Source organism: Roseateles sp. P1_C6 (assembly GCF_056406315.1).
Genome location: NZ_JBFUAK010000005.1, coordinates 483,833 through 502,097, shown reverse-complemented (window position 1 = coordinate 502,097; position 18,265 = coordinate 483,833). Strand labels below are relative to the sequence as shown.

The window sequence follows — 18,265 nt, the reverse complement described above, 5'->3', positions numbered from 1 at the left end:
TCAGAGCTTCGTGCCGAAGCGGAGTTTGTTGTGGTCGGGGTCCACGAGCAGGAACTCGCGCACGCCCCAGGGCATGTCTTCGATGGGCTTCGTCGGCTGCACGCCTTTCGCCATGAAGGCGGCATAGGTGGCATCGGCGTCCGGCACCCAGAAATAGACGGCGCCGCCGGGCGCGCAGTCGCCGGCGTGGCCGCTCAGGAAGATCGTCTGGCCCTCGCGCGTGATCTGCAGGAACAGCGGCAGGCCGGGTTCGAACTGGTGCTGCCAGTCGATGCTGAAGCCGAGCTGGTCGATGTAGAACGCCTGCGTTCGTGCCGCGTCCGTCATGCGCAGCTGCGGGATGACGGTTTGCGTGCTCATCGCGCGACGGCGGTGGGCGCCAGGTCGTGGGCGCGCTTGGCGGCGGCGTCGAACTGCGCGCCGAACGGCGGCCGCTTCAGGTAGCGCCCCTTGCCCTGCTCGGCGCGCAGGTCGCCGTGGGCGAACACGACGCGGCCTTGGGCGATGGTGTGGCTGGGCACGCCGCGCACGGTGCGGCCCTCGAAGATGTTGAAGTCGTTCTTGGAGAACTGTGTCTTGGCGCTCAGCGTCTTGGTGCCAGCCGGGTCCCACAGCACGAGGTCGGCGTCGGCGCCCTCGGCGATGACACCTTTGCGCGGGTACATGTTGAAGAGCTTCGCTGCGTTGGCGGACGTGATGGCGACGAACTCGCTGGGCGTGAGGCGGCCGGAGTTGACGCCCGCGTCCCACAGCACGGCCATGCGCTCCTCGACGCCGCCGCAGCCGTTGGGGATCTTGGCAAAGTTGTCCTTGCCCATGCCCTTCTGCTCGGCGCAGAAGGTGCAGTGGTCGGTCGCCGTGGTGTGCAGTTGGCCCGACTGCAGGCCGCGCCACAGGAACTCCTGGTGGATCTTGGGCCGGAAGGGCGGGCTCATCACATAGGCCGCGGCCTTGGCGAAATCGGGGTCGCGGTAGACGCTGTCGTCGATGAGCAGGTGGCCGGCCAGCACCTCGCCGTAGACGCGCTGGCCACGGGCGCGCGCCCGCGCAATCGCCTCGGCGCTTTCGATGCAGCTGACGTGCACGATGTAGATGGGCACGCCCAGCACGTCGGCGATGGCGATGGCGCGGTTGGCGGCTTCGCCCTCGACCATGGGCGGGCGCGACATCGGGTGGCCTTCGGGGCCGGTGATGCCCATCTTGGCGACCTCGGCCTGCAGCAGGTAGACCAGCTCGCCGTTCTCCGCGTGCACGGTGGGCATGGCGCCCAGTTCCAGCGCGCGCTTAAAGCTGTTCACCAGCGTCTCGTCGTCGCACATGATGGCGTTCTTGTAGGCCATGAAGTGCTTGAAGCTGTTCACGCCTTCCTCGCGCACGAGGGTGCCCATGTCGTCGCTGACGCTCTGGTCCCACCAGGTCACGGCGACGTGGAAGGCGTAGTCCGTCGCGGCCTTCTCAGCCCAGCCGCGCCAGGTGCGGTAAGCCTCCATCAGCGGCTGCTGGGGGTTGGGGATGACGAAGTCGATGATGGACGTCGTGCCTCCGGCCAGTGCCGCGGCCGTGCCGGTGAAGAAGTCGTCCTGCGTGACCGTGCCCATGAAGGGCAGCTGCATGTGGGTGTGCGGGTCGATGCCGCCGGGCAGCAGGTACTGGCCGGTGCCGTCCAGCGTGACGGTGCCGGCCGGTGCCTCGCGCACGGCGCGCTCGCCGATGGCCGCGATGCGGCCGTCGACGCAGAGCACATCGGTGCGGGATTCGGCGTCGGCATTGACGACGATGGCGCCGCGGATCAGAAGGGAAGTCATGTCGCGTTCCTCGCGAGTTGCGGTTGCACCTTGCCGGCCATCAGCGCGCCGTAGATGACGGCGGCAAGCCCCAGGCCGACGAACCAGGCGTAGGTGTAGATGAGCTTGAAGGCCGGCGCCACGTCGGGCACGGCGGCGGGGAAGGCCGCGTTCATGAAACCCGGCACATTGGGCAGCACGCCCAGGACGAAGGCGATGATGGCCGCGCGGTTCCAGCCGCCGTGGTAGTGGTAGCTGCCGTGCTCGCGGTAGAGGTCGTCCACCACCAGATCGGTCTTGCGCAGCAAGTAGTAGTCGACGATCAGGATGCCCGCGACCGGCCCCAGCAGCGCCGAGTAGCCGATCAGCCAGGTGAAGATGTAGCCCTCGGTCGAGGCCAGGATCTTCCACGGCATCATGACGATGGCCAGGCCCGCCGTGATGATGCCGCCCAGCTTGTAGCTGATGCGCCCCGGCGCCAGCGCTGAGAAGTCGTAGGCCGGGCCGACGAGGTTGGCCGCGAGGTTGACGCTGACCGTGTCGATCAGCAGCACGATGAGGGCGATCAGCACGGCGGCGCCGGTCATGCGGCTGGCGAGGTCCACCGGGTCCCACAGCGCCTTGCCGTAGATGACGACGGTGGCCGACGTGACGAACACCGCCAGCGCGGCGAGCAGGCCCATGGGCAGCGGCAGGCCGATGGCCTGACCCACCAATTGGTCGCGCTGCGTCCTGGCGAAGCGCGTGAAGTCGGGAATGTTCAGCGCCAGCGTCGCCCAGAAGCCCACCATGGCCGTCAGCGACGGCCAGAACACGGCCGAGAACTGGCCGGCCTTCTTGCCGCCGTCCACGAACGCCGAGGGCTGGTCGAGGATGGGGCCGAAGCCGCCCGCCTTGTCCCAGGCCCACCACAGCAGCACGAAGCAGATGACGATCTTGATCGGCGCGGTGTAGGTCTCCAGCTTGCGGATGGCCTCGATGCCGTGCACCACGAACCAGAACTGCAACGCCCAGAACAGCAGGAAGCAGCCGAACTGCGCGGCGCTGATGCCCAGCACGGGCAGCGGGTCACCGCCCAGCGGGTGGCCCAGCAGCACGCCGGCCAGCGTGAAGATCATCTGCCCGCCGAACCACGTCTGGATGCCGTACCAGCCGCAGGCGACCAGCGCGCGCAGCAGCGCCGGCAGCCGCGCGCCCTGCGTGCCGAAGGAGGCGCGCGCCAGCACTGCATACGGAATGCCGTACTTGGCGCCCGCATGACCGATCAGCAGCATGGGCACCAGCACGATGAGGTTGCCCAGGAACACCGTGCCCACAGCCTGGCTCCAGCTCATGCCCGACTCGATGAGGCTGGCCGCCAGCGTGTAGGCCGGGATGCACATGACCATGCCCACCCACAGCGCCGCGAAGTGGTACCAGCGCCAGGTCCGCTGGGCGGCCGTGGTCGGGATCAGGTCCGGGTTGCTCAGCGTCGGGTCGGTCATGGGCAGCTTCCTTGCGGTTCAGGTGTTCTGCGGGAAAGCAAATTGCGGACCCTTGGGCAGGGAGTCCGGCCAGCGCTGCATGACGGCCTTGTGCTTGGTGTAGAAGCGCACCGCCTCGGGTCCGTAGGCGTGGTGATCGCCGAACAGGCTGCGCTTCCAGCCGCCGAAGCTGTTGAAGGCCATGGGCACCGGCAGCGGCACGTTGACACCCACCATGCCCACCTGGATGTGGTGCACGAACTCGCGCGCCACATGGCCGTCACGCGTGAAGATGGCGACGCCGTTGGCGTATTCGTTGGCCTCGATCAGTGCGATGGCTCCGGCCAGGTCGGGCACGCGCACGACGCACAGCACCGGGCCGAAGATCTCCTCGCTGTAGCAGCTCATGTCGGCCGACACGCCGTCCAGCAGCGTGCCGCCAACGAAGAAGCCGTCCTCATGCCCCGCCACGCGGTGGCCGCGCCCGTCGACCACGGCCTTGGCCCCGGCGGCCACGCCCTCGCCGATCAGCTTCTCGACACGTTGCTGCGAGGCGCGCGTGATCAGCGGCCCCATCTCGATGCCGGCGGCATGGCCTTCGCCGATCTTCAGCGCGGCGACCTTGGGCGCCAGCGCCGCCACCAGCGCGTCGGCCGCATCGCCCACCGCCACCGCCACCGAGATCGCCATGCAGCGCTCGCCGGCCGAGCCATAGGCCGCGCCCATCAGCGCGTCCACGGCCTGCTCCAGGTCGGCGTCGGGCATGACGACCATGTGGTTCTTGGCGCCGCCCAGCGCCTGCACGCGCTTGCCGTGGGCGGAGCCCACCTTGTAGATGTGTTCGGCCACGGGCGTGGAGCCGACGAAGCTGACCGCGGCGATGCCGGGGTGGGCCAGGATGGCGTCGACGATGTCCTTGTCGCCCTGCACGACGCTGAACACGCCGTCCGGTAGGCCGGCTTCCTTCAGCCAGGCCGCCATCAGCAACGACGCCGATGGGTCGCGCTCGCTGGGCTTGAGGATGAAGGCATTGCCGCAGCCGATGGCCAGCGGGTACATCCACATCGGCACCATGGCCGGGAAGTTGAACGGCGTGATGCCGGCCACGACGCCCAGCGGCTGGCGCACGCTCCAGGCGTCCAGGCCGCGCGCGACCTGCTCGGTGTATTCGCCCTTGAGCAGTTGTGGCATGGCGGTGGCGAACTCGATGTTCTCGATGCCGCGCGCCACTTCGCCCAGCGCGTCGGGCGTGGTCTTGCCATGCTCGCGCACGAGGGCGTCGGCCAGGATCTCGCGGCGCTCCTGCACGATGGCGAGGAACTTGAACAGCACGCGCGAGCGGGCCAGCGCCGGGGTCTGGCCCCAGGCCTTGGCGGCCTTGGTGGCCGACGCCACGGCGGCGTCCAGGTCGGCCACGCTGCCCAGCAGCAGCTTGCCCTGCACGGCGCCGGTGGCGGGGTTGTAGATGTCCTGCTGGCGCTCGCCGCTGCCGCGCGTGACGGCGCCGTTGATCCAATGGCCGACTTCGTAGGGACTCATCGCAATTCCTTCAAGCGCAACCGGCACGCATGGGGTTGTTCGGATGCGTCGTCCAGTTGGCGTAGGAGCCGTCGATGACGCGTCCGGTGCGCGCATCGGTCTCCCCGGGCTGGAGGGCGCGCATCGCGATGGTGCCAGGGACCGGGCAGATCGACACGCACAAGTTGCAACCCACGCACTCGGCGTCGTTGACCTCGAAATGGCGCTGGCCGTTCTTGGTCGCAAAGATGGCCTGGTGCGAGGTGTCCTCGCAGACCACGTGGCAGCGCCCGCACTTGATGCAGCTGTCCTGGTCGATGACCGCCTTCTCGACGTGGTTCAGGTTGAGCTGGTTCCAGTTCTTCACGGTGGGCACCGCGCGGCCCTGGAAGTCCGAGAGGCTCTTGTAGCCCTTCTCGTCCATGAAGTTGGACAGGCCCGAGCACATGTCCTGCACGATCTTGAAGCCATAGACCATGGCGGCCGTGCAGACCTGCACCGTGCCGCAGCCCATGGCGATGAACTCGGCCGCGTCGCGCCAGGTGGTGATGCCGCCGATGCCGGAGATGGGCAGGCCGGCCGTGGCCGCGTCGCGCGCGATCTCGGCCACCATGTTCAGCGCGATCGGCTTGACCGCCTGGCCGCAGTAACCGCCGTGCGAACCGAAGCCGTCGGTGACGGGGCTCATCGTCATGCGGTCCAGGTCCACGCCCATGACCGAGTTGATGGTGTTGATGAGGCTGACCGCATCGGCGCCGCCGTTCTTTGCCGCGCGCGCCGGGAAGCGCACATCGGTGATGTTGGGCGTCAGCTTGACGATGACGGGCATTCTCGTGTGCTTCTTGCACCACTCGGTGACCTGCTGGATGTACTCGGGCACCTGGCCCACGGCCGAGCCCATGCCGCGCTCGCTCATGCCGTGCGGGCAGCCAAAGTTCAGCTCCACGCCGTCGGCGCCGGTGTCGGCCACGCGCTCCAGGATGGCCTTCCAGCTCGCCTCGTTCACCGGCACCATCAGCGACACGATCATGGCCCGGTCGGGGAAGTCGCGCTTCACGCGCTTGATCTCGTCCAGGTTGGTCTGCAGCGGCCGGTCGGAGATCAGCTCGATGTTGTTGAAGCCGATGACGCGGCGGTCCTGGCTCCACAGCGTGGCGTAGCGCGGGCCGTTGACGTTGACGACCGGCGGGTCTTCGCCCAGCGTCTTCCAGACCACGCCGCCCCAGCCCGCCTCGAAGGCGCGGCGGACGTTGATCTCCTTGTCGGTCGGCGGCGCCGACGCGAGCCAGAAGGGGTTGGGGCTCTTGATGCCCAGGAAATCGGTGCTCAGGTCAGCCATGGGCCACCCCCATCAGTTCGGCGTGAATGGATTCGGCGGCGCGCTTGCCGTGCTCGACGGCTTCCACGGTCAGGTCGCGGCCACCGACGCGGCAGTCGCCGCCGGCCCAGACGCGCGCGAGGCTGGTGCGGAATTGCGCGTCCGTCTTGATGCGGCCACCTTCCAGCGCGATGGCGGCGCCGGCCGGTGCCGTCTCGTAGGTCTGGCCGATGGCGCGCAGCACCATGTCGGCCTCGAGGAAGAACTGCTCGCCGGTGTCGACCAGCTTGCCGCCTTCGAGCTTCGTGGCCGCGAAGCGCATGCCGCGCAGCACGCCGCCTTCGGCCTCGACGCCCAGCGGCCGCGCCCAGCAGCGGATGGTCACGCCGTGGGTCTGCGCCCATTGCTGCTCGTGCGTGGACGCCGACAGGCCGTCCATGCCGCGGCGGTAGACCATGGTCACCTGCTCGGCGCCCAGCAGCCTGCTCTGCACTGCCGCGTCCACGGCCGTCATGCCGCCGCCGATGACGACGACCTTGCGGCCCACCGGCACGATCTCGGGCGCGCTCTGGCGCAGCTCGGCGATGAAGTCCACCGCGTCGCGCAGGCCCGCCACCTGCGGCTCGGCAATGCCCAGCGCGTTGACACCGGCCAGGCCCAGGCCCAGGAAGACCGCGTCGTATTCGGCCAGCAGGCCGTCCAGCGTGATGTCGCGGCCGAGCCGGCGGTTCAGCTGGGGCGTGATGCCGCCGATGCTCAGCAGCCAGTCGATCTCGCGCTGCGCGAAGCCGCCGGCCACCTTGTAGGTCGCCAGGCCGTACTCGTTCAGGCCGCCCAGCTTGGTGTTGGCGTCGAACAGCGTCACGTCATGCCCGCGCCGCGCCAGCCCATGCGCGGCGGCCAGGCCTGCCGGCCCGGCGCCGATGATGGCCACGCGCCTGCCCGTTGCGGCTGCACGCTCGAACAGCGGTTTGGCGCCCGGGTTGGCGAGATGACCCTCGACCGCGTAGCGCTGCAGCATGCCGATCTCCACCGGCTTGCTCTCGTTGGTGTTGCGCACGCAGGCCTGCTCGCACAACACCTCGGTCGGGCAGACGCGCGCGCACATGCCGCCCAGCGGGTTGGCCGTCAGGATGGCCTCGGCGGCGCCGCGCACGTTGTCCTGCGCGACGCGCTGGATGAAGCTGGGGATGTCGATGCCCGTCGGGCAGGCCGTCTGGCAGGGCGCGTCGTAGCAGTAATAGCAGCGCTCGGCCTCGATCAGCGCCTGCGTGCGGTTTAGCGGCGGGTGGGCGTCGGCAAAGTTTTGGACGTACTCGTCGGGTGCGAGTCGGCCGGATTTCAGGTCAGCAAGGTCCACGGGAATCTCCGGGTGGGCAACAGGCAAACATTACTACCCTGTAAAACTTGACCTAAGCGTAAAAACCCGCAGGGCCGGCTTGGTGCGCGCCGTCAAAATGCGGTGCATGACCGACACCGCGACCGTGACGCGCACCCCGCGCGCCGCCACCCTGCGCAAGCAGGAGGCCATCCTTGCCGAGGCCGAGCGCCAGTTTGCCCGCTTCGGTTTCGAGGGCGTCAGCCTGGACAGCATCGCCGCCACGCTCGATCTGTCGCGCCAGAACCTGCTCTACCACTGGCCCAGCAAGGAAGACCTCTACCGCGCCGTGCTGGACAGCGTCATGGGCGAGTGGATGGCCAACATGAACGCCATCACCGAGGCCCACGAGCCCAAGGCGGCCATCGAGAGCTATGTGGCCGACAAGCTGCGCTTCAGCCGCGACCGGCCCAGCGGCAACGCCGTCTTCACGCGCGAGATCATGGCCGGCGCGCCGCGCTACACCGACGTGCTGCGGGCCCAGGTCATGCCGCTGCTGCATGCCGACGTCGCGCGCTTCGAAGGCTGGGCGGCCGAGGGCCTGATCCAGCGCGTTGACTTCACGCACCTGATGTTCCTGATCTGGTCGTCCACCCAGGCCTATGCCGACCTGGCGCCGCAGTTCGCCCTCTACATGGGCAAGCCGCGGCTGGAGGAGGCCGATTTCGAGGCCGCGCGCGCGCTGATCACCGGCCTGATCTGGCGCAGCCTCGCGCCATGAGCACGCGCCGCGTCCTGCTGGCTGCGCTGGCGCTGGCGGCCACCGGCCTCGCCCAGGCCGCGCCGCCCGCCGGCCTGGTGGCCCGGCTCAAGGCCCAGGCCGATGCCTGGGACCGGGCCATCCTCGCCAAGGACCGCGCCGCCATCGAGGCCAACATGGCCGCCGACTTCCGCCAGATCGATGCCCGCGGCAATGTCGAGACCAAGGCCAGCTTCGTCGACGGCCTGGTGTCTGCCGACCTGCAGCTGGACCCCTACACCGTCGAGGACTTCGAGGTGCGCGTCTACGGCGACACGGCGCTGCTCAGCGGCCGCACGCGCATGACGGGCCGCTACCAGGGCCAGGCCTTCAACAGCCACTACCGCTACATCGACATCTACGTGCGTCGCGGCGGCGCCTGGAAGATCGTCAGCGTGCAGATCAGCCGCATCCCGGACTGAATCCGGCGCGGGGCAGGGGGTGCGCACCAGTTTCTGCGGCGCCCCGGCCGGGGCCGCGCTTAAGCTGGCGCCATGCCCCCGAACGCCCTGCACACGCTGCTTGCCGACACGCTGGCGCGGCGCCGTGCCATCAACCCGGCCTATTCGTTGCGCGCCTTTGCGCAGTCGCTGGGCGTGCATCACGCGACGCTGACGCGCCTGCTGGCCGGCCGCACCATTGCCAGCGGCCGCTGCGTGCAGCGCCTGGGCCGGCGGCTGGGGCTGGACGACGCCGAGGTCCGCCAGCTGAGTCTGGCCGAAGCCCGCCGCGGCGTCTGCCGCGCGGTCACGCGGCGCGACTTCCGGCCCGATTCGCGCTGGCTGGCCGCCATGACCAACCTGCCGCTGGACGCCGTCAACGTGGCGTTGCAGCGCCTGCTGGTCGACCGCGTGCTGGTCATGCGCGGCCGCGACGACTGGCAACTTCAATCCCCCACCGAGGCCCGCAAATGAGCGCAACCGTTCCCGCCGCCGTCACGCACTGGCAGATCGTCACCCCCGACCCCGACAAGGCCGCGCAGTTTTACGGCCGCGTGTTCGGCTGGGCGATAGGCGCCAACAACGCGATGGGCTACCGCCAGATCCCGGCCGCGCCGGGCGGCATCGCCGGCGGCATCTGGCCCGCGCCGCCCGGCGCGCCCAGCGGCGTGCAGGTCTACGTCAGCGTGCCCGACGTGGCCGCCACGGTGGCCGCCGCGACGGCCCAGGGCGCCAGCGTCATCGTGCCCGTCACGGCGCTGCCGGACGGCGACGTGATGGCCGTGCTGCTGGACCCGCTGGGCATGGCCTTCGGCCTGATGCAAGCCCGCCAGCCCAGTTGAGTTGCGCGCGGCCGCGGCTCAGGCTTCGGTCCGGGTCGACTCGTCGTGCATCACCCAGCGACCCTTGCCGGTGCGCTTGCCGGCCAGCATGGCCTGGTCGGCGCGCGTGATCAGCGTGTTGGCGTCGCGGCCATGCTGGGGGTACATCGCCACGCCGATGCTGATGCCCACGTGCACCTCCGTGCCGCCGGGCAGCGCGATGGGCGTGTCGAAGGCGTCGAGCAGCCGGTTCAGCGCGTGCTTCTCGTCGTAGAGCCCGCTGAGCTGGTTCAGCACCAGCACGAACTCGTCGCCGCCGATGCGGGCCACCACGTCGTTGCCGCGCACTCTGGCGCTCAGGCGCGCCGCGGTGGCGCGCAGCAGCGCGTCGCCGGCGTCATGGCCCTGGTTGTCGTTGACGGCCTTGAAGCCGTCCAGGTCCAGGTAGCAGATGGCCAGCCAGCGGCCGTTGCGCTCGGCGTCGCGCAGCAGGAAGGCCAGCCGCTCGAACAGCAGCTGGCGATTGGGCAGGCCGGTCAGCACATCGTGGAAGGCCAGGTGCCGGGCCTGCTCCTCGCTGCGCTTGATGGCCGTGATGTCCATCATCAGCCACAGCGACTCGCCGTCCGGCAGCGCCGTGCCGCTCAGGTCTATCCAGACCGCGCTGCCGTCCTTGCGCCGCATGCGCAGCTGCGTGCGGTAGCTGTTCAGCGACGCCAGCTGCTGGTAGGCCCGGCCGACCTGGGCATAGGACTCGTCATCCAGGTAGAGCAGCCGCGCCGGCGCGCCGGCCAGCTCGCCCGGTGCATAGCCGAACAGCCGCGCGAGCGCCGTGTTGTGCCAGACCTCCTGCCGTTCGCGCAGCTTGACCATGCCCACCAGCTCGTTGTCCAGCAGCGCACCGCGCTCGGCCGCCAGCAGCGAGATCTGCGCGCGCGCCCGCACCTGGCGCGCCTGGGCGCGGTAGATGACGGCCGAGAACGTCAGCAGCACGGCCTCCAGCAGCAGCAGCAGCGCGCCCAGCTCCGCCATCTGGCGCCGCCAGGGGGCGAAGAAGTCGTCGGTGGCCAGGCCGACCTGGATCAGCAGCGGGTGGCCCGCCACCTGGGTGTAGGCGGTGACGCGCTCGACGCCGTCCAGCGCCGAGCGCGCGACAAAGCTGCCCTGGCTGGGGTTGGTCGCCAGCGCCGCGCTCAAGGCCTCGGACATCCGGGCCGTGCCCAGCCCGGCGTCGGGGTCGCCTTCCTGCGGTGAATAGCGGGCGATCAGGCGCAGCGAGCGCGAGCGCAGCGCCACCGCGCCCTTGGCGCCCACGTCGGCGAGCCGGAAGTCCTCCGTGAAGCGGGCGGTGCCCAGGCCGCCGTAGACGACGCCGATGAAGCGCCCGGCCTCGTCAACCCGGGCGCGGGCCAGTATCAGCCCCCAGCCCTTCTTGAGCCGCCCCTGCAGCGGCTCGGACACGGCCAGCCGCGTCGGGTCCGCGCGCGCGGCCACGAAGTAGTCGCGGTCGGCCACCGACACCGTGCCGGTGCCGTCGGCGTCCGGATTGAGCACCCGGCCCTCGGCGTCGGTGATGCGCGTGATGTCGCGCGCCTCCAGCGGCCCCGTGGCCCGCAGCCGCTCCACCTGGTTCAGCGCGGACAGCAGCGTGTTGTCGACCAGCTGCAGCGTGGAGGCCACGCCGATGCCCAGCGTCTGGGCCAGGTCCGCGGCACTGGCGCGGCCGCGCTCCTCGTGCGCGCGGCGGCTGGCCAGCAGCGTCAGCACGGCGGCCAGCGCAATGATGGCCAGCACGACGAGATTGCCCAGGACCAGGTAGCGCCTGAAGCGCGCCAGGCTGGCGGACAACTGCAGCGGTGAGGTCTGCGGCATGCGTGAGGCAGCGGCGGGCTACGCCATGGCCGTACGCCGCGGCCACTCCCTGTTGTGCGTGCATCCTAGAGCCAGTCGGCCCCGGCCGGGCGGGGTCAGCGCTGCCAGCCGGCGTCGCGCGCGGCACGCTCCTGTTCGGCATTCAGCGCCTCGCCGGCCATCTGGGCGTCCATCGCGGCCAGCACGGCGGCGGGCAGCCCGCTCGCCGCCTGGCGCATCGCGCCGTCGGCCCGGGCCGGCTCCAGCGTGGCCAGCTGCTGCAGCGCCCAGGTGCCGCCGGCTTCACGGCAGGCCAGGCCGGCAACGGCAGAGGTCGAGAAGCTGCGGCAGTAGCGCCCGTCCTTGGCCTTGAAGCTGACCTGCACGGCCACCGGGCCGGCCGGCGCACTGGCCAGCTGGCGGTCCAGCGCCTGCGCGACGGCGCCGGTCGCCACCAGCTGCGCCGTGGCGGTGCCCTCGCCCGACGGCGCCAGACGCGTGCCGATCAGCGTGCCCAGCATCAGCGTGGCGGCCATGCCGCCCCAGGCGGCCCAGCTGGCCATGCCGCGCCGCTGCGCGCGCACGGCACCCAGCTCCACGACCTGGGCCGCTGGGGCCGGCTCGGCCAGCAAGGCCTTGAGCCGGTCCGGCACGGGCTCGTTCAACACGCCGTCGAAGGCGGCCGCCATGCGGCGGCGCTCGGCGTTCAGCTGTTGTTCATCGTTCGGGCTCATGGCCACTCTCCCAGCAATTCCTGCAGCGCCTCGCGGGCGCGGGCCAGGCGGCTTGTCACGGTGCCCACCGGCACGCCCAGCGTCTCGGCGGCTTCCTGGTAGCTCAGGCCCTCGACGAGCACCAGGCCGACGACGCTGCGGTGCTCGTCGCTGAGCCTGGCCACGGCCTTGCGCACGAGGATGGCGTCCAGCTGCGAGCCCGTCGCCGCGCCGTCGCCCACGTGCTCGCCGTCCTCCTCGGGCAGGAAGGTCTGCCCGCGCCGCTCGCGGGCGCGCAATTCATCGATCCAGGCGTTCTGCATGATTCTGAACATCCAGCTGTCCAGACGCGTTCCAGGCGTCCACTGGTCGGTGCGGGTCAGCGCCTTCTCGATGGCGACCTGCACCAGGTCGTCGGCGTCTTCGCGGGAATGGGCCAGCGTGCGGCCGAAACGGCGCAGCCGCGGCAGCAGCTCGGCGATGGCCTGGCGAAGTTCGGGAAGGGCTGCGGGCATCGATACAGGGACAACGGACGAGGCATGGATTTTCTTCCCTGGCTCGCTCGTTATCCTCACAAAAGCATCGAGCGCCATGAAAACCTGTCTCGCCCTGTCCATCGCCGCCGCGCTGAGCCTGCCCGCGCAGGCCCAGTTGCGCCTGCCGCAACTGCCCGGCGTGTCGCGCCTGCCCGGTGTCGTCGACCGTGTGGTGGACCGCGTCGTGCAGCCGCTGCCGGAGCTGCTGTCGTCGACCGCTCAGCTGGTGGACCTGCGCGTGACGAACGTGCGCGATCTGCTGCGCCGCCACCCGGACGTCGTCGAGGCCGACCCGCGAGGCGAGCTGATCCGGCGCCAGGAGCTGGTGCTGGTGTCGCCCAGCGACGCTGCGCTGGCCGCCGCCGCGGGCCTGGGCCTGGTCAAGCTGCGCGACGAGTCCTGGCCCGAGCTGGACCTGCGCGAAGTGGTGCTGCGCGTGCCGCCCGGGCTGGACACGGCCGACGCGCTGGCCAAGCTGCGTGCGCTGCAGCCGGACCTGCAGGCTGACTTCAACCATCTCTATACACGCAGCGGCGATGTGGCGGCTGGCACCGGCGCCAAGCCCGTGGCGCCGCCCGGCGCCTTGCGTGTCGGCCTCATCGACGGCGGCGTGGACCGCCGCCACGCGGCGCTGCGCCACGCGGGCGGCGGCAGCTTCGGCTGTGGCGACAAGCCTGTGCCCAGCGAGCACGGCACGGCCGTCGCGTCGCTGCTGGTCGGCCGTGACCGCGGCTTCTCGGGCGCGGCGGTGAAGGCCGAGCTGTTCGCCGCGGACGTGTACTGCGACAAGCCCGATGGTGGCTCGGCCGAGGCCGTCGTGCGCGCGCTGGCCTGGATGGCGCGCGAGCGCGTCGCCGTCATCAACGTCAGCCTGGTGGGGCCGCAGAACCGGCTGCTGGAACAAGGCGTGGCGGCGCTGGTCAAGCGCGGCCACCTGCTTGTCGCGGCCGTCGGCAACGACGGCCCGGCCGCGCCGCCGCTGTTCCCGGCGTCGTACGGCGGCGTGGTGGGCGTGACGGGCGTCAACCCCAACCGCCGCGTGCTGCCCGAGGCGGCGCAGGGCCCGCAGGTGATGTGGTCGGCACCCGGCGCCGAGTTGGCGGTCGCGCGCAGCGGCGGCGGCTACGGCGTGGCGCGGGGCACCTCGTTCGCGGCGCCGCTGGTGGCCGGTCTGCTGGCCGCCGAGCTGCGCGAGCCCGATGCCGCCGCCGCTGCGGCTGCCGTCGAACGCCTGGGTGCGACGGCCATCGATCTCGGCGCACCGGGCCGCGACCCGGTCTACGGCCGCGGCTTCATCGCCGAGGACTTGCGCGTCGTGCCCGAGCAGTTGCAGGCGCGGCAAAGCCGCTGACACAAAGCGTTGCATTCATCCGGGAAGGATGTCTGCAGCGGGGTCGTTGTGATCAGTGAAAGGGACGGAATGGCCGGCCCTTGCCAAGCAACCACCCCGGAGATCCATCATGTTTGCAACCCGTCGCACCCAAGTTCTTCGCACCACGCTGAGCGTCGCCGCCTTGGCCGCCAGCCTGTTCACTGCACAAGCCCACGCCGGCCTGCTCGGCGGCGGTGCCGGTGGCGGGCTGACCGGTGGCCTCACCGGTGGCTTGAACGGCGCGCTGTCGCCGCGCCAGCTGGACGTCGGCGGCAAGGCCAACGGCAGCGCCAGCGGCTCGGCCGATGGCTCGCTGGTCAAGGGCACGCTGGACAAGACCAAGGGCGCCGTGGGCGGCGCCAAGGACACGGCCGCCGCCAAGGTCGGCGATGCCAAGACGGCCGCGCAAGGCCAGGTCGACACAGCCAAGGGCACCGTCGGCGACGTGAAGACCACGGCCACCGACAAGGTCGGCGAGCTGAAGACCACGGCCCAAGGCGCCAAGGACTCGCTGGGCTCGACGGCCGGCAATGGCGGCGGCAGCGCCGACGGCAGCGTCAGCGGCGCAGTGAACGGCACGGCCAACGGCGTCAGCGGCAGCCTGGCTGGCCAGGGCAGCGGCATGCTGAGCGGCGCGCTGAAGCAAGGCGACACGCCGGCCGCAACGACACCGGCCACGCCGGCGACTCCCGCCGCACCGGCCACGCCGTCGACCAACACGCCTGCGGTGCCGGCCACGCCCGCCGCGCCGGCGGCGCCGGCGACGCCCTCGGCGTCCGCCAAGCCTGGACCGCTGGCACTGGGTGGCACGGCCAGCGGCAGCGCCAGCAAGAAGGAAGTGGGCGGCAACGCCAGCGGCCAGGCCGCCGGCCGCAACGGCCAAGCCTCGGGCAGCGCCTCGGCCAAGGCCTCGCGCACCGACAACGGCGTCGCGCTGGACGCCGCCGCGAACGGCTCGGCCAAGCGCTGATCGACGGTCTGCCTGAATGACAAGGGCGGCCTGCGGGCCGCCCTGTCTTTTGGCAGTGCCGCACGGCCTGCCGAAGATGGCGCAGATGCGCCGCTTCATCCTCACGGTCTGCGCCCTTGGCTTTGTGCTGTGCATGGCACTGCTGCTGCTGTCCTGGCTGGCGCCGTTGCAAGTCGAACGCTGGGCGCGCGCGGCCATCGAGCGCGATGTGCGACGGCGCGCGTCGCTGCAGTTGCTGGCGCCCACCGTCGTGCTGCTGGGTGCGGCGGCGTTGGTGGCCTGCTGCTACCTGTTCTCGCAGAACTGGCTGCAGACCATCCTGCTGAGCGACTACGTCGGCTGGACCTATGCGCCGTGGTTGGGGCTGGTCATCGCGGCGCTGGCGGACGTCGTCTGGAACCGCGCGCGCATTTGCTCGATGCTGGTCAACGGCGTGCTCAACGGGGTGGGCGCAGCGGCCAGCGCGGTGCCCTGCTGAGCCTCAACCCTTGCGGCTCAGCCGCCACATCGCCACGCCGCCGCACAGCACGGTGAACCCCAGCAGCACGGCCATCGCCATCTCCGGCGCGATCCAGCGGAACTTGGTCACGCCGCCGGCGGCGAAGACGAGCTGGTTGAGGTGGAACTGCGGCCAGAACGGGGCCTGGAAGTGCATGGACTTGGGCAGCGGGAAGAACACGCCGGACAGGTACAGCCCCGGCAGGTAGAGCAGGTGGGCATAGGCCGGCGCCGTGGTGCCGCTGGCGAGTGCGCCCACCATCAACCCCAACGCACAGAAAGGGATGGCGCCCGCCACCAGCACCGCGCTCATTGCGGTGAACTGGCCGGCGCTCAGCTGGGCTTGGCCGCTGACGGCCGTGACGGCGAGGATGGGCGCGTAGGCGATCACGCCCGTGACGACGCCGGCGACGATCTTGGCCGTCAGCCACGCGCCGGGCGGCGCGGGCTGGGCGCGCTTGAGCGTCAACAGGCCCAGCTCGCGTTCCATCGCGATGGAGGGGCAGGTGGCGAACACGGCGGCCATGGTCACGGCCATCAGCGAGAAGCCGGCGAACATGAAGCGCGCGGCGTCCGGGTCCTTGGCGGTCTGCTCGCCGGCCACCGCGAAGGCAAACAGCAGGTACAGCGCCACGGGCAGCACGAACATCGGCAGCGCGAACGCCGGTGAGCGCAGCAGGCGCACGAGTTCGAGGCGGATCTCGATGGCGTAGGGCGACGCCGAGCGCCTGGGCGCCGCGCTGGGCAGTGGTTGGGTCAGCGTGGTCATGCGGCCTCCTGGGTCAGTGCGTTGAATGCGTCGTTGAGCCCGGCCTGCTTCACTTCCAGGCGGGAGAGCTTGGGGTCGGCCGCGAGCAGGTGGCGCACGACGGACTCGGCATCGGTGGCGACGATGGCCAGTTGGTCGTGGTCGCAGGTCACGTCGACGACGCCCGGCCACTGCTGCACGTCGCCCGGCACCAGCGAGGTCTCGCAGCGGATGTGCCGGCGCGACACCAGCGCGCGCATCTCGGCCACGCTGCCCGAGGCAATGACGCGGCCCTTGCCCAGCACGGCCACGCGCGTTGCCAGCGCCTCGGCTTCTTCGAGGTAGTGCGTCGTCAGCAGGATGGAGCAGCCCTCGCGCAGCAGCGCGCGGATGTTGGCCCACATCAGCTCGCGGGCCTGGAGGTCGAGGCCCACGGTGGGCTCGTCCAGGAACAACACCTTGGGCCGGCCGCAGATGGCGATGGCGAACTGCACCTGGCGCTTCTGGCCGCCGGAGAGCTTGCCGTAGGGCCGGCTCGCCAGCGCCGTGATGCCAGCGCGCTCCAGCGCCTCTTTCACGCTCAGCGGCTGCGCGTAGTAGCTGGCCGACAGCGCGACCAGTTCGTGCACCTTCAGGTCTTTCGGCAGCTCGACGGCCTGCATCATGACGCCCAGCCCCTGGCGCCGCGTGATCTCCTGCGGCGAGCCGCCCAGCAGCTCGACGATGCCGGCGTCGGCATCGTGCAGGCCCAGCCACAGCGAAATGGCGGTGGACTTGCCGGCGCCGTTGGGGCCCAGCAGCGCCAGCAATTCGCCTCGCCTGAGCTGCAGGTCGACGCTGCTCAGCGCGGCCAGCTGGCCGTAGCGCTTGGACACGCCGCACAGGGACGCGACGACGGCGTCGTTGGCCGGCTGCTGCGCGAGCACCGCCACCGCGTGGCGCGGATAGGCCTTGCCGTTGAGTGCCTTGCCGATGACGGTGGCGCGCACCAGCCAGTGGTAGCTCAGCAGCAGGATGGCGAGGCTGCCCAGCACGACGACCGGGTACTTGACGCCCCAGTGCAGCGGCCAGTCGCCCACCCAGACCTGCAGTGCCATGACCAGCGGCAGATGGGCGAGGTAGATCCAGTAGGACGCGTCGGAGACGTAGCGCAGGGCGGGGTTGTGGCCGGACAGGAAGCGCAGCGCCAGGCCCGTGAGCGCGAAGCTCCAGCACCAGGCGGACGCAACGAAGGACAGCGCGAAGATCAGCTTGGGCTGGTTGGGCATGCCAAACGGCGGCTGGGTCTTCAGGATGTAGAGGCAAACGGCCGATGAGGCCACGGCCAGCGCCAGGTGCAGCCGCCAGCGTGCCCGCAACGCGGTCAGCGCACCCGGCGCGCGATGCACCAGCCAGCCGAACGCGAATGCGGTGCCGAAGCCGACGGTGGCGGGCAACTGCGGGATCAGCGACTGGTCCGGTGTGGGGATGCCGACCCAGGGCATCCACATCGGCAGCGCCAGCAGGCAAGCCGCCAGCGGCAGGCCCAGCATCAGCGCGCCGGCCGGCCAGCGCACGGCGCCGGTGACGACGCGGTCCAGCAGGCCGCGCAAGATCTGGCCCCGGTCCAGCGCCGCGACGGCGGCGCGCACCAGCAGCGCACCGGCATACAACCACAGCAGCTGGTACAGGAACCACAGATGGAAGAGGGGCAGGGCGCCGAATTCCTTGGGCATCTCCGGCGGCGCGGGCGGCGCGCCGTTGAAGACCTTCTGCATGCCCAGCCCCCAGACGAAGATGATGGCGACGAACAACAGTGGCCAGCCGACCAGCATGGGCACGGCGATGCGCTTGCCGCGGTTGGCCCAGAAGCCGGCGGTGCCCAGCTTGCCGTGCAGCAGCCGCGCGAAGTAGCCGGCGATGAAGAAGAACAGCGTCATGCGGAAGCTGTGCGCGACGAAGCCTGCGTCACCCAGGAAGGCGCTGGGCGAGTTGTCGCTCATCGCCCACATGCCTTTGGGGATGCCGGGGATGAAGGACATGCTGGCGTGGAAGGCGACGCCCAGCAAAAGGGCAAAGCTCCGCACTGCGTCGAGGGCGTGCAGCCTCTCGCCGTTGGGTTGGGGGGTCATGAAGT

Annotated in this window: 18 protein-coding genes; 7 read left to right on the top strand and 11 right to left on the bottom strand. The window is 70.6% G+C overall.

All coding sequences use genetic code 11. The features are described 5' to 3' along the window. From AC1D29_RS13675 to AC1D29_RS13650, 6 genes are read right to left on the bottom strand one after another with little or no spacing between them, the layout of a single operon-like run. Positions 1-360 (bottom strand): bleomycin resistance protein, encoded by a 360-nt coding sequence (locus tag AC1D29_RS13675; RefSeq protein WP_477898162.1) that lies wholly within the window; start codon positions 358-360, stop codon positions 1-3. Next, positions 357-1,805 carry a dihydropyrimidinase gene (gene hydA / locus AC1D29_RS13670; RefSeq protein ID WP_477898160.1) on the bottom strand — a complete coding sequence of 483 codons (1,449 nt, stop codon included), beginning with the start codon at positions 1,803-1,805 and terminating at the stop codon, positions 357-359. Before hydA ends, AC1D29_RS13675 begins: the two co-directional genes overlap by 4 nt. Then, positions 1,802-3,268 carry an NCS1 family nucleobase:cation symporter-1 gene (locus AC1D29_RS13665; RefSeq protein WP_477898159.1) on the bottom strand — a complete coding sequence of 489 codons (1,467 nt, stop codon included), beginning with the start codon at positions 3,266-3,268 and terminating at the stop codon, positions 1,802-1,804. The genes hydA and AC1D29_RS13665 overlap by 4 nt, the downstream gene beginning before the upstream one ends. Positions 3,269-3,286: 18 nt before the next feature. Then, a complete protein-coding gene (locus AC1D29_RS13660) occupies positions 3,287-4,786 on the bottom strand; it encodes a CoA-acylating methylmalonate-semialdehyde dehydrogenase (RefSeq protein ID WP_477898157.1) in 1,500 nt (499 codons plus the stop codon). A gap of 10 nt (positions 4,787-4,796) precedes the next feature. Next, a complete protein-coding gene (gene preA / locus AC1D29_RS13655; protein WP_477898155.1) occupies positions 4,797-6,104 on the bottom strand; it encodes an NAD-dependent dihydropyrimidine dehydrogenase subunit PreA in 1,308 nt (435 codons plus the stop codon). Next, positions 6,097-7,443 (bottom strand): NAD(P)-dependent oxidoreductase, encoded by a 1,347-nt coding sequence (locus AC1D29_RS13650; RefSeq protein ID WP_477898153.1) that lies wholly within the window; start codon positions 7,441-7,443, stop codon positions 6,097-6,099. Before AC1D29_RS13650 ends, preA begins: the two co-directional genes overlap by 8 nt. A gap of 106 nt (positions 7,444-7,549) precedes the next feature. Here AC1D29_RS13650 and AC1D29_RS13645 point away from each other — a divergent pair, with 106 nt between their 5' ends. From AC1D29_RS13645 to AC1D29_RS13630, 4 genes are all read left to right on the top strand, one after another. Then, positions 7,550-8,182 carry a TetR family transcriptional regulator C-terminal domain-containing protein gene (locus AC1D29_RS13645; RefSeq protein WP_477898151.1) on the top strand — a complete coding sequence of 211 codons (633 nt, stop codon included), beginning with the start codon at positions 7,550-7,552 and terminating at the stop codon, positions 8,180-8,182. Next, positions 8,179-8,622, top strand: coding sequence for a nuclear transport factor 2 family protein (locus AC1D29_RS13640; RefSeq protein ID WP_477898149.1), 444 nt, complete (start codon positions 8,179-8,181; stop codon positions 8,620-8,622). The genes AC1D29_RS13645 and AC1D29_RS13640 overlap by 4 nt, the downstream gene beginning before the upstream one ends. Positions 8,623-8,694: 72 nt before the next feature. Then, positions 8,695-9,114: a helix-turn-helix domain-containing protein gene (locus tag AC1D29_RS13635; protein ID WP_477898147.1), complete on the top strand. Its 420-nt coding sequence runs from the start codon at positions 8,695-8,697 to the stop codon at positions 9,112-9,114. Further along, a complete protein-coding gene (locus AC1D29_RS13630) occupies positions 9,111-9,482 on the top strand; it encodes a VOC family protein (RefSeq protein WP_477898145.1) in 372 nt (123 codons plus the stop codon). The genes AC1D29_RS13635 and AC1D29_RS13630 overlap by 4 nt, the downstream gene beginning before the upstream one ends. An 18-nt stretch (positions 9,483-9,500) precedes the next feature. Here AC1D29_RS13630 and AC1D29_RS13625 read toward each other — a convergent pair whose 3' ends face one another. The 3 genes from AC1D29_RS13625 to AC1D29_RS13615 all read right to left on the bottom strand — a co-directional run bounded on the left by AC1D29_RS13625 (position 9,501) and on the right by AC1D29_RS13615 (position 12,540). Further along, positions 9,501-11,333 carry a sensor domain-containing diguanylate cyclase gene (locus AC1D29_RS13625; protein WP_477898141.1) on the bottom strand — a complete coding sequence of 611 codons (1,833 nt, stop codon included), beginning with the start codon at positions 11,331-11,333 and terminating at the stop codon, positions 9,501-9,503. A gap of 95 nt (positions 11,334-11,428) precedes the next feature. Beyond that, positions 11,429-12,046 (bottom strand): hypothetical protein, encoded by a 618-nt coding sequence (locus tag AC1D29_RS13620; RefSeq protein ID WP_477898139.1) that lies wholly within the window; start codon positions 12,044-12,046, stop codon positions 11,429-11,431. Continuing rightward, positions 12,043-12,540 carry an RNA polymerase sigma factor gene (locus tag AC1D29_RS13615; RefSeq protein ID WP_477898137.1) on the bottom strand — a complete coding sequence of 166 codons (498 nt, stop codon included), beginning with the start codon at positions 12,538-12,540 and terminating at the stop codon, positions 12,043-12,045. The genes AC1D29_RS13620 and AC1D29_RS13615 overlap by 4 nt, the downstream gene beginning before the upstream one ends. Positions 12,541-12,616: 76 nt before the next feature. Here AC1D29_RS13615 and AC1D29_RS13610 point away from each other — a divergent pair, with 76 nt between their 5' ends. The 3 genes from AC1D29_RS13610 to AC1D29_RS13600 all read left to right on the top strand — a co-directional run bounded on the left by AC1D29_RS13610 (position 12,617) and on the right by AC1D29_RS13600 (position 15,381). Beyond that, positions 12,617-13,912, top strand: a complete 1,296-nt coding sequence (locus tag AC1D29_RS13610) for a S8 family serine peptidase (protein WP_477898135.1) — start codon at positions 12,617-12,619, stop codon at positions 13,910-13,912. A gap of 109 nt (positions 13,913-14,021) precedes the next feature. Next, entirely contained in the window at positions 14,022-14,903 is an 882-nt protein-coding gene (locus AC1D29_RS13605) for a hypothetical protein (protein ID WP_477898133.1), read from the top strand. A gap of 85 nt (positions 14,904-14,988) precedes the next feature. Next, complete coding sequence (locus AC1D29_RS13600) at positions 14,989-15,381, top strand: hypothetical protein (protein ID WP_477898131.1); 393 nt, start codon at positions 14,989-14,991, stop codon at positions 15,379-15,381. Positions 15,382-15,384: 3 nt separating this feature from the next. On the opposite strand, the gene AC1D29_RS13595 is transcribed toward AC1D29_RS13600, so the two are convergent. Together AC1D29_RS13595 and AC1D29_RS13590 are read right to left on the bottom strand one after the other, a co-directional pair. Next, complete coding sequence (locus tag AC1D29_RS13595; RefSeq protein ID WP_477898129.1) at positions 15,385-16,170, bottom strand: ABC transporter permease; 786 nt, start codon at positions 16,168-16,170, stop codon at positions 15,385-15,387. Beyond that, positions 16,167-18,260: an ATP-binding cassette domain-containing protein gene (locus AC1D29_RS13590; protein ID WP_477898127.1), complete on the bottom strand. Its 2,094-nt coding sequence runs from the start codon at positions 18,258-18,260 to the stop codon at positions 16,167-16,169. Before AC1D29_RS13590 ends, AC1D29_RS13595 begins: the two co-directional genes overlap by 4 nt. Between the last annotated feature and the right edge of the window lie 5 nt (positions 18,261-18,265).

Bases quoted from the DNA above. Each gene is read 5' to 3' on its own strand.
- AC1D29_RS13640 (WP_477898149.1), top strand. From the start codon at position 8,179: ATGAGCACGCGCCGCGTCCTGCTGGCTGCGCTGGCGCTGGCGGCCACC.
- AC1D29_RS13590 (WP_477898127.1), bottom strand. From the start codon at position 18,260: ATGACCCCCCAACCCAACGGCGAGAGGCTGCACGCCCTCGACGCAGTG.
- AC1D29_RS13615 (WP_477898137.1), bottom strand. From the start codon at position 12,540: ATGCCCGCAGCCCTTCCCGAACTTCGCCAGGCCATCGCCGAGCTGCTG.
- AC1D29_RS13675 (WP_477898162.1), bottom strand. From the start codon at position 360: ATGAGCACGCAAACCGTCATCCCGCAGCTGCGCATGACGGACGCGGCA.
- AC1D29_RS13605 (WP_477898133.1), top strand. From the start codon at position 14,022: ATGTTTGCAACCCGTCGCACCCAAGTTCTTCGCACCACGCTGAGCGTC.
- AC1D29_RS13635 (WP_477898147.1), top strand. From the start codon at position 8,695: ATGCCCCCGAACGCCCTGCACACGCTGCTTGCCGACACGCTGGCGCGG.
- preA (WP_477898155.1), bottom strand. From the start codon at position 6,104: ATGGCTGACCTGAGCACCGATTTCCTGGGCATCAAGAGCCCCAACCCC.
- AC1D29_RS13665 (WP_477898159.1), bottom strand. From the start codon at position 3,268: ATGACCGACCCGACGCTGAGCAACCCGGACCTGATCCCGACCACGGCC.
- AC1D29_RS13595 (WP_477898129.1), bottom strand. From the start codon at position 16,170: ATGACCACGCTGACCCAACCACTGCCCAGCGCGGCGCCCAGGCGCTCG.
- AC1D29_RS13660 (WP_477898157.1), bottom strand. From the start codon at position 4,786: ATGAGTCCCTACGAAGTCGGCCATTGGATCAACGGCGCCGTCACGCGC.
- AC1D29_RS13620 (WP_477898139.1), bottom strand. From the start codon at position 12,046: ATGAGCCCGAACGATGAACAACAGCTGAACGCCGAGCGCCGCCGCATG.
- AC1D29_RS13645 (WP_477898151.1), top strand. From the start codon at position 7,550: ATGACCGACACCGCGACCGTGACGCGCACCCCGCGCGCCGCCACCCTG.
- AC1D29_RS13600 (WP_477898131.1), top strand. From the start codon at position 14,989: ATGCGCCGCTTCATCCTCACGGTCTGCGCCCTTGGCTTTGTGCTGTGC.
- AC1D29_RS13625 (WP_477898141.1), bottom strand. From the start codon at position 11,333: ATGCCGCAGACCTCACCGCTGCAGTTGTCCGCCAGCCTGGCGCGCTTC.
- hydA (WP_477898160.1), bottom strand. From the start codon at position 1,805: ATGACTTCCCTTCTGATCCGCGGCGCCATCGTCGTCAATGCCGACGCC.
- AC1D29_RS13610 (WP_477898135.1), top strand. From the start codon at position 12,617: ATGAAAACCTGTCTCGCCCTGTCCATCGCCGCCGCGCTGAGCCTGCCC.
- AC1D29_RS13630 (WP_477898145.1), top strand. From the start codon at position 9,111: ATGAGCGCAACCGTTCCCGCCGCCGTCACGCACTGGCAGATCGTCACC.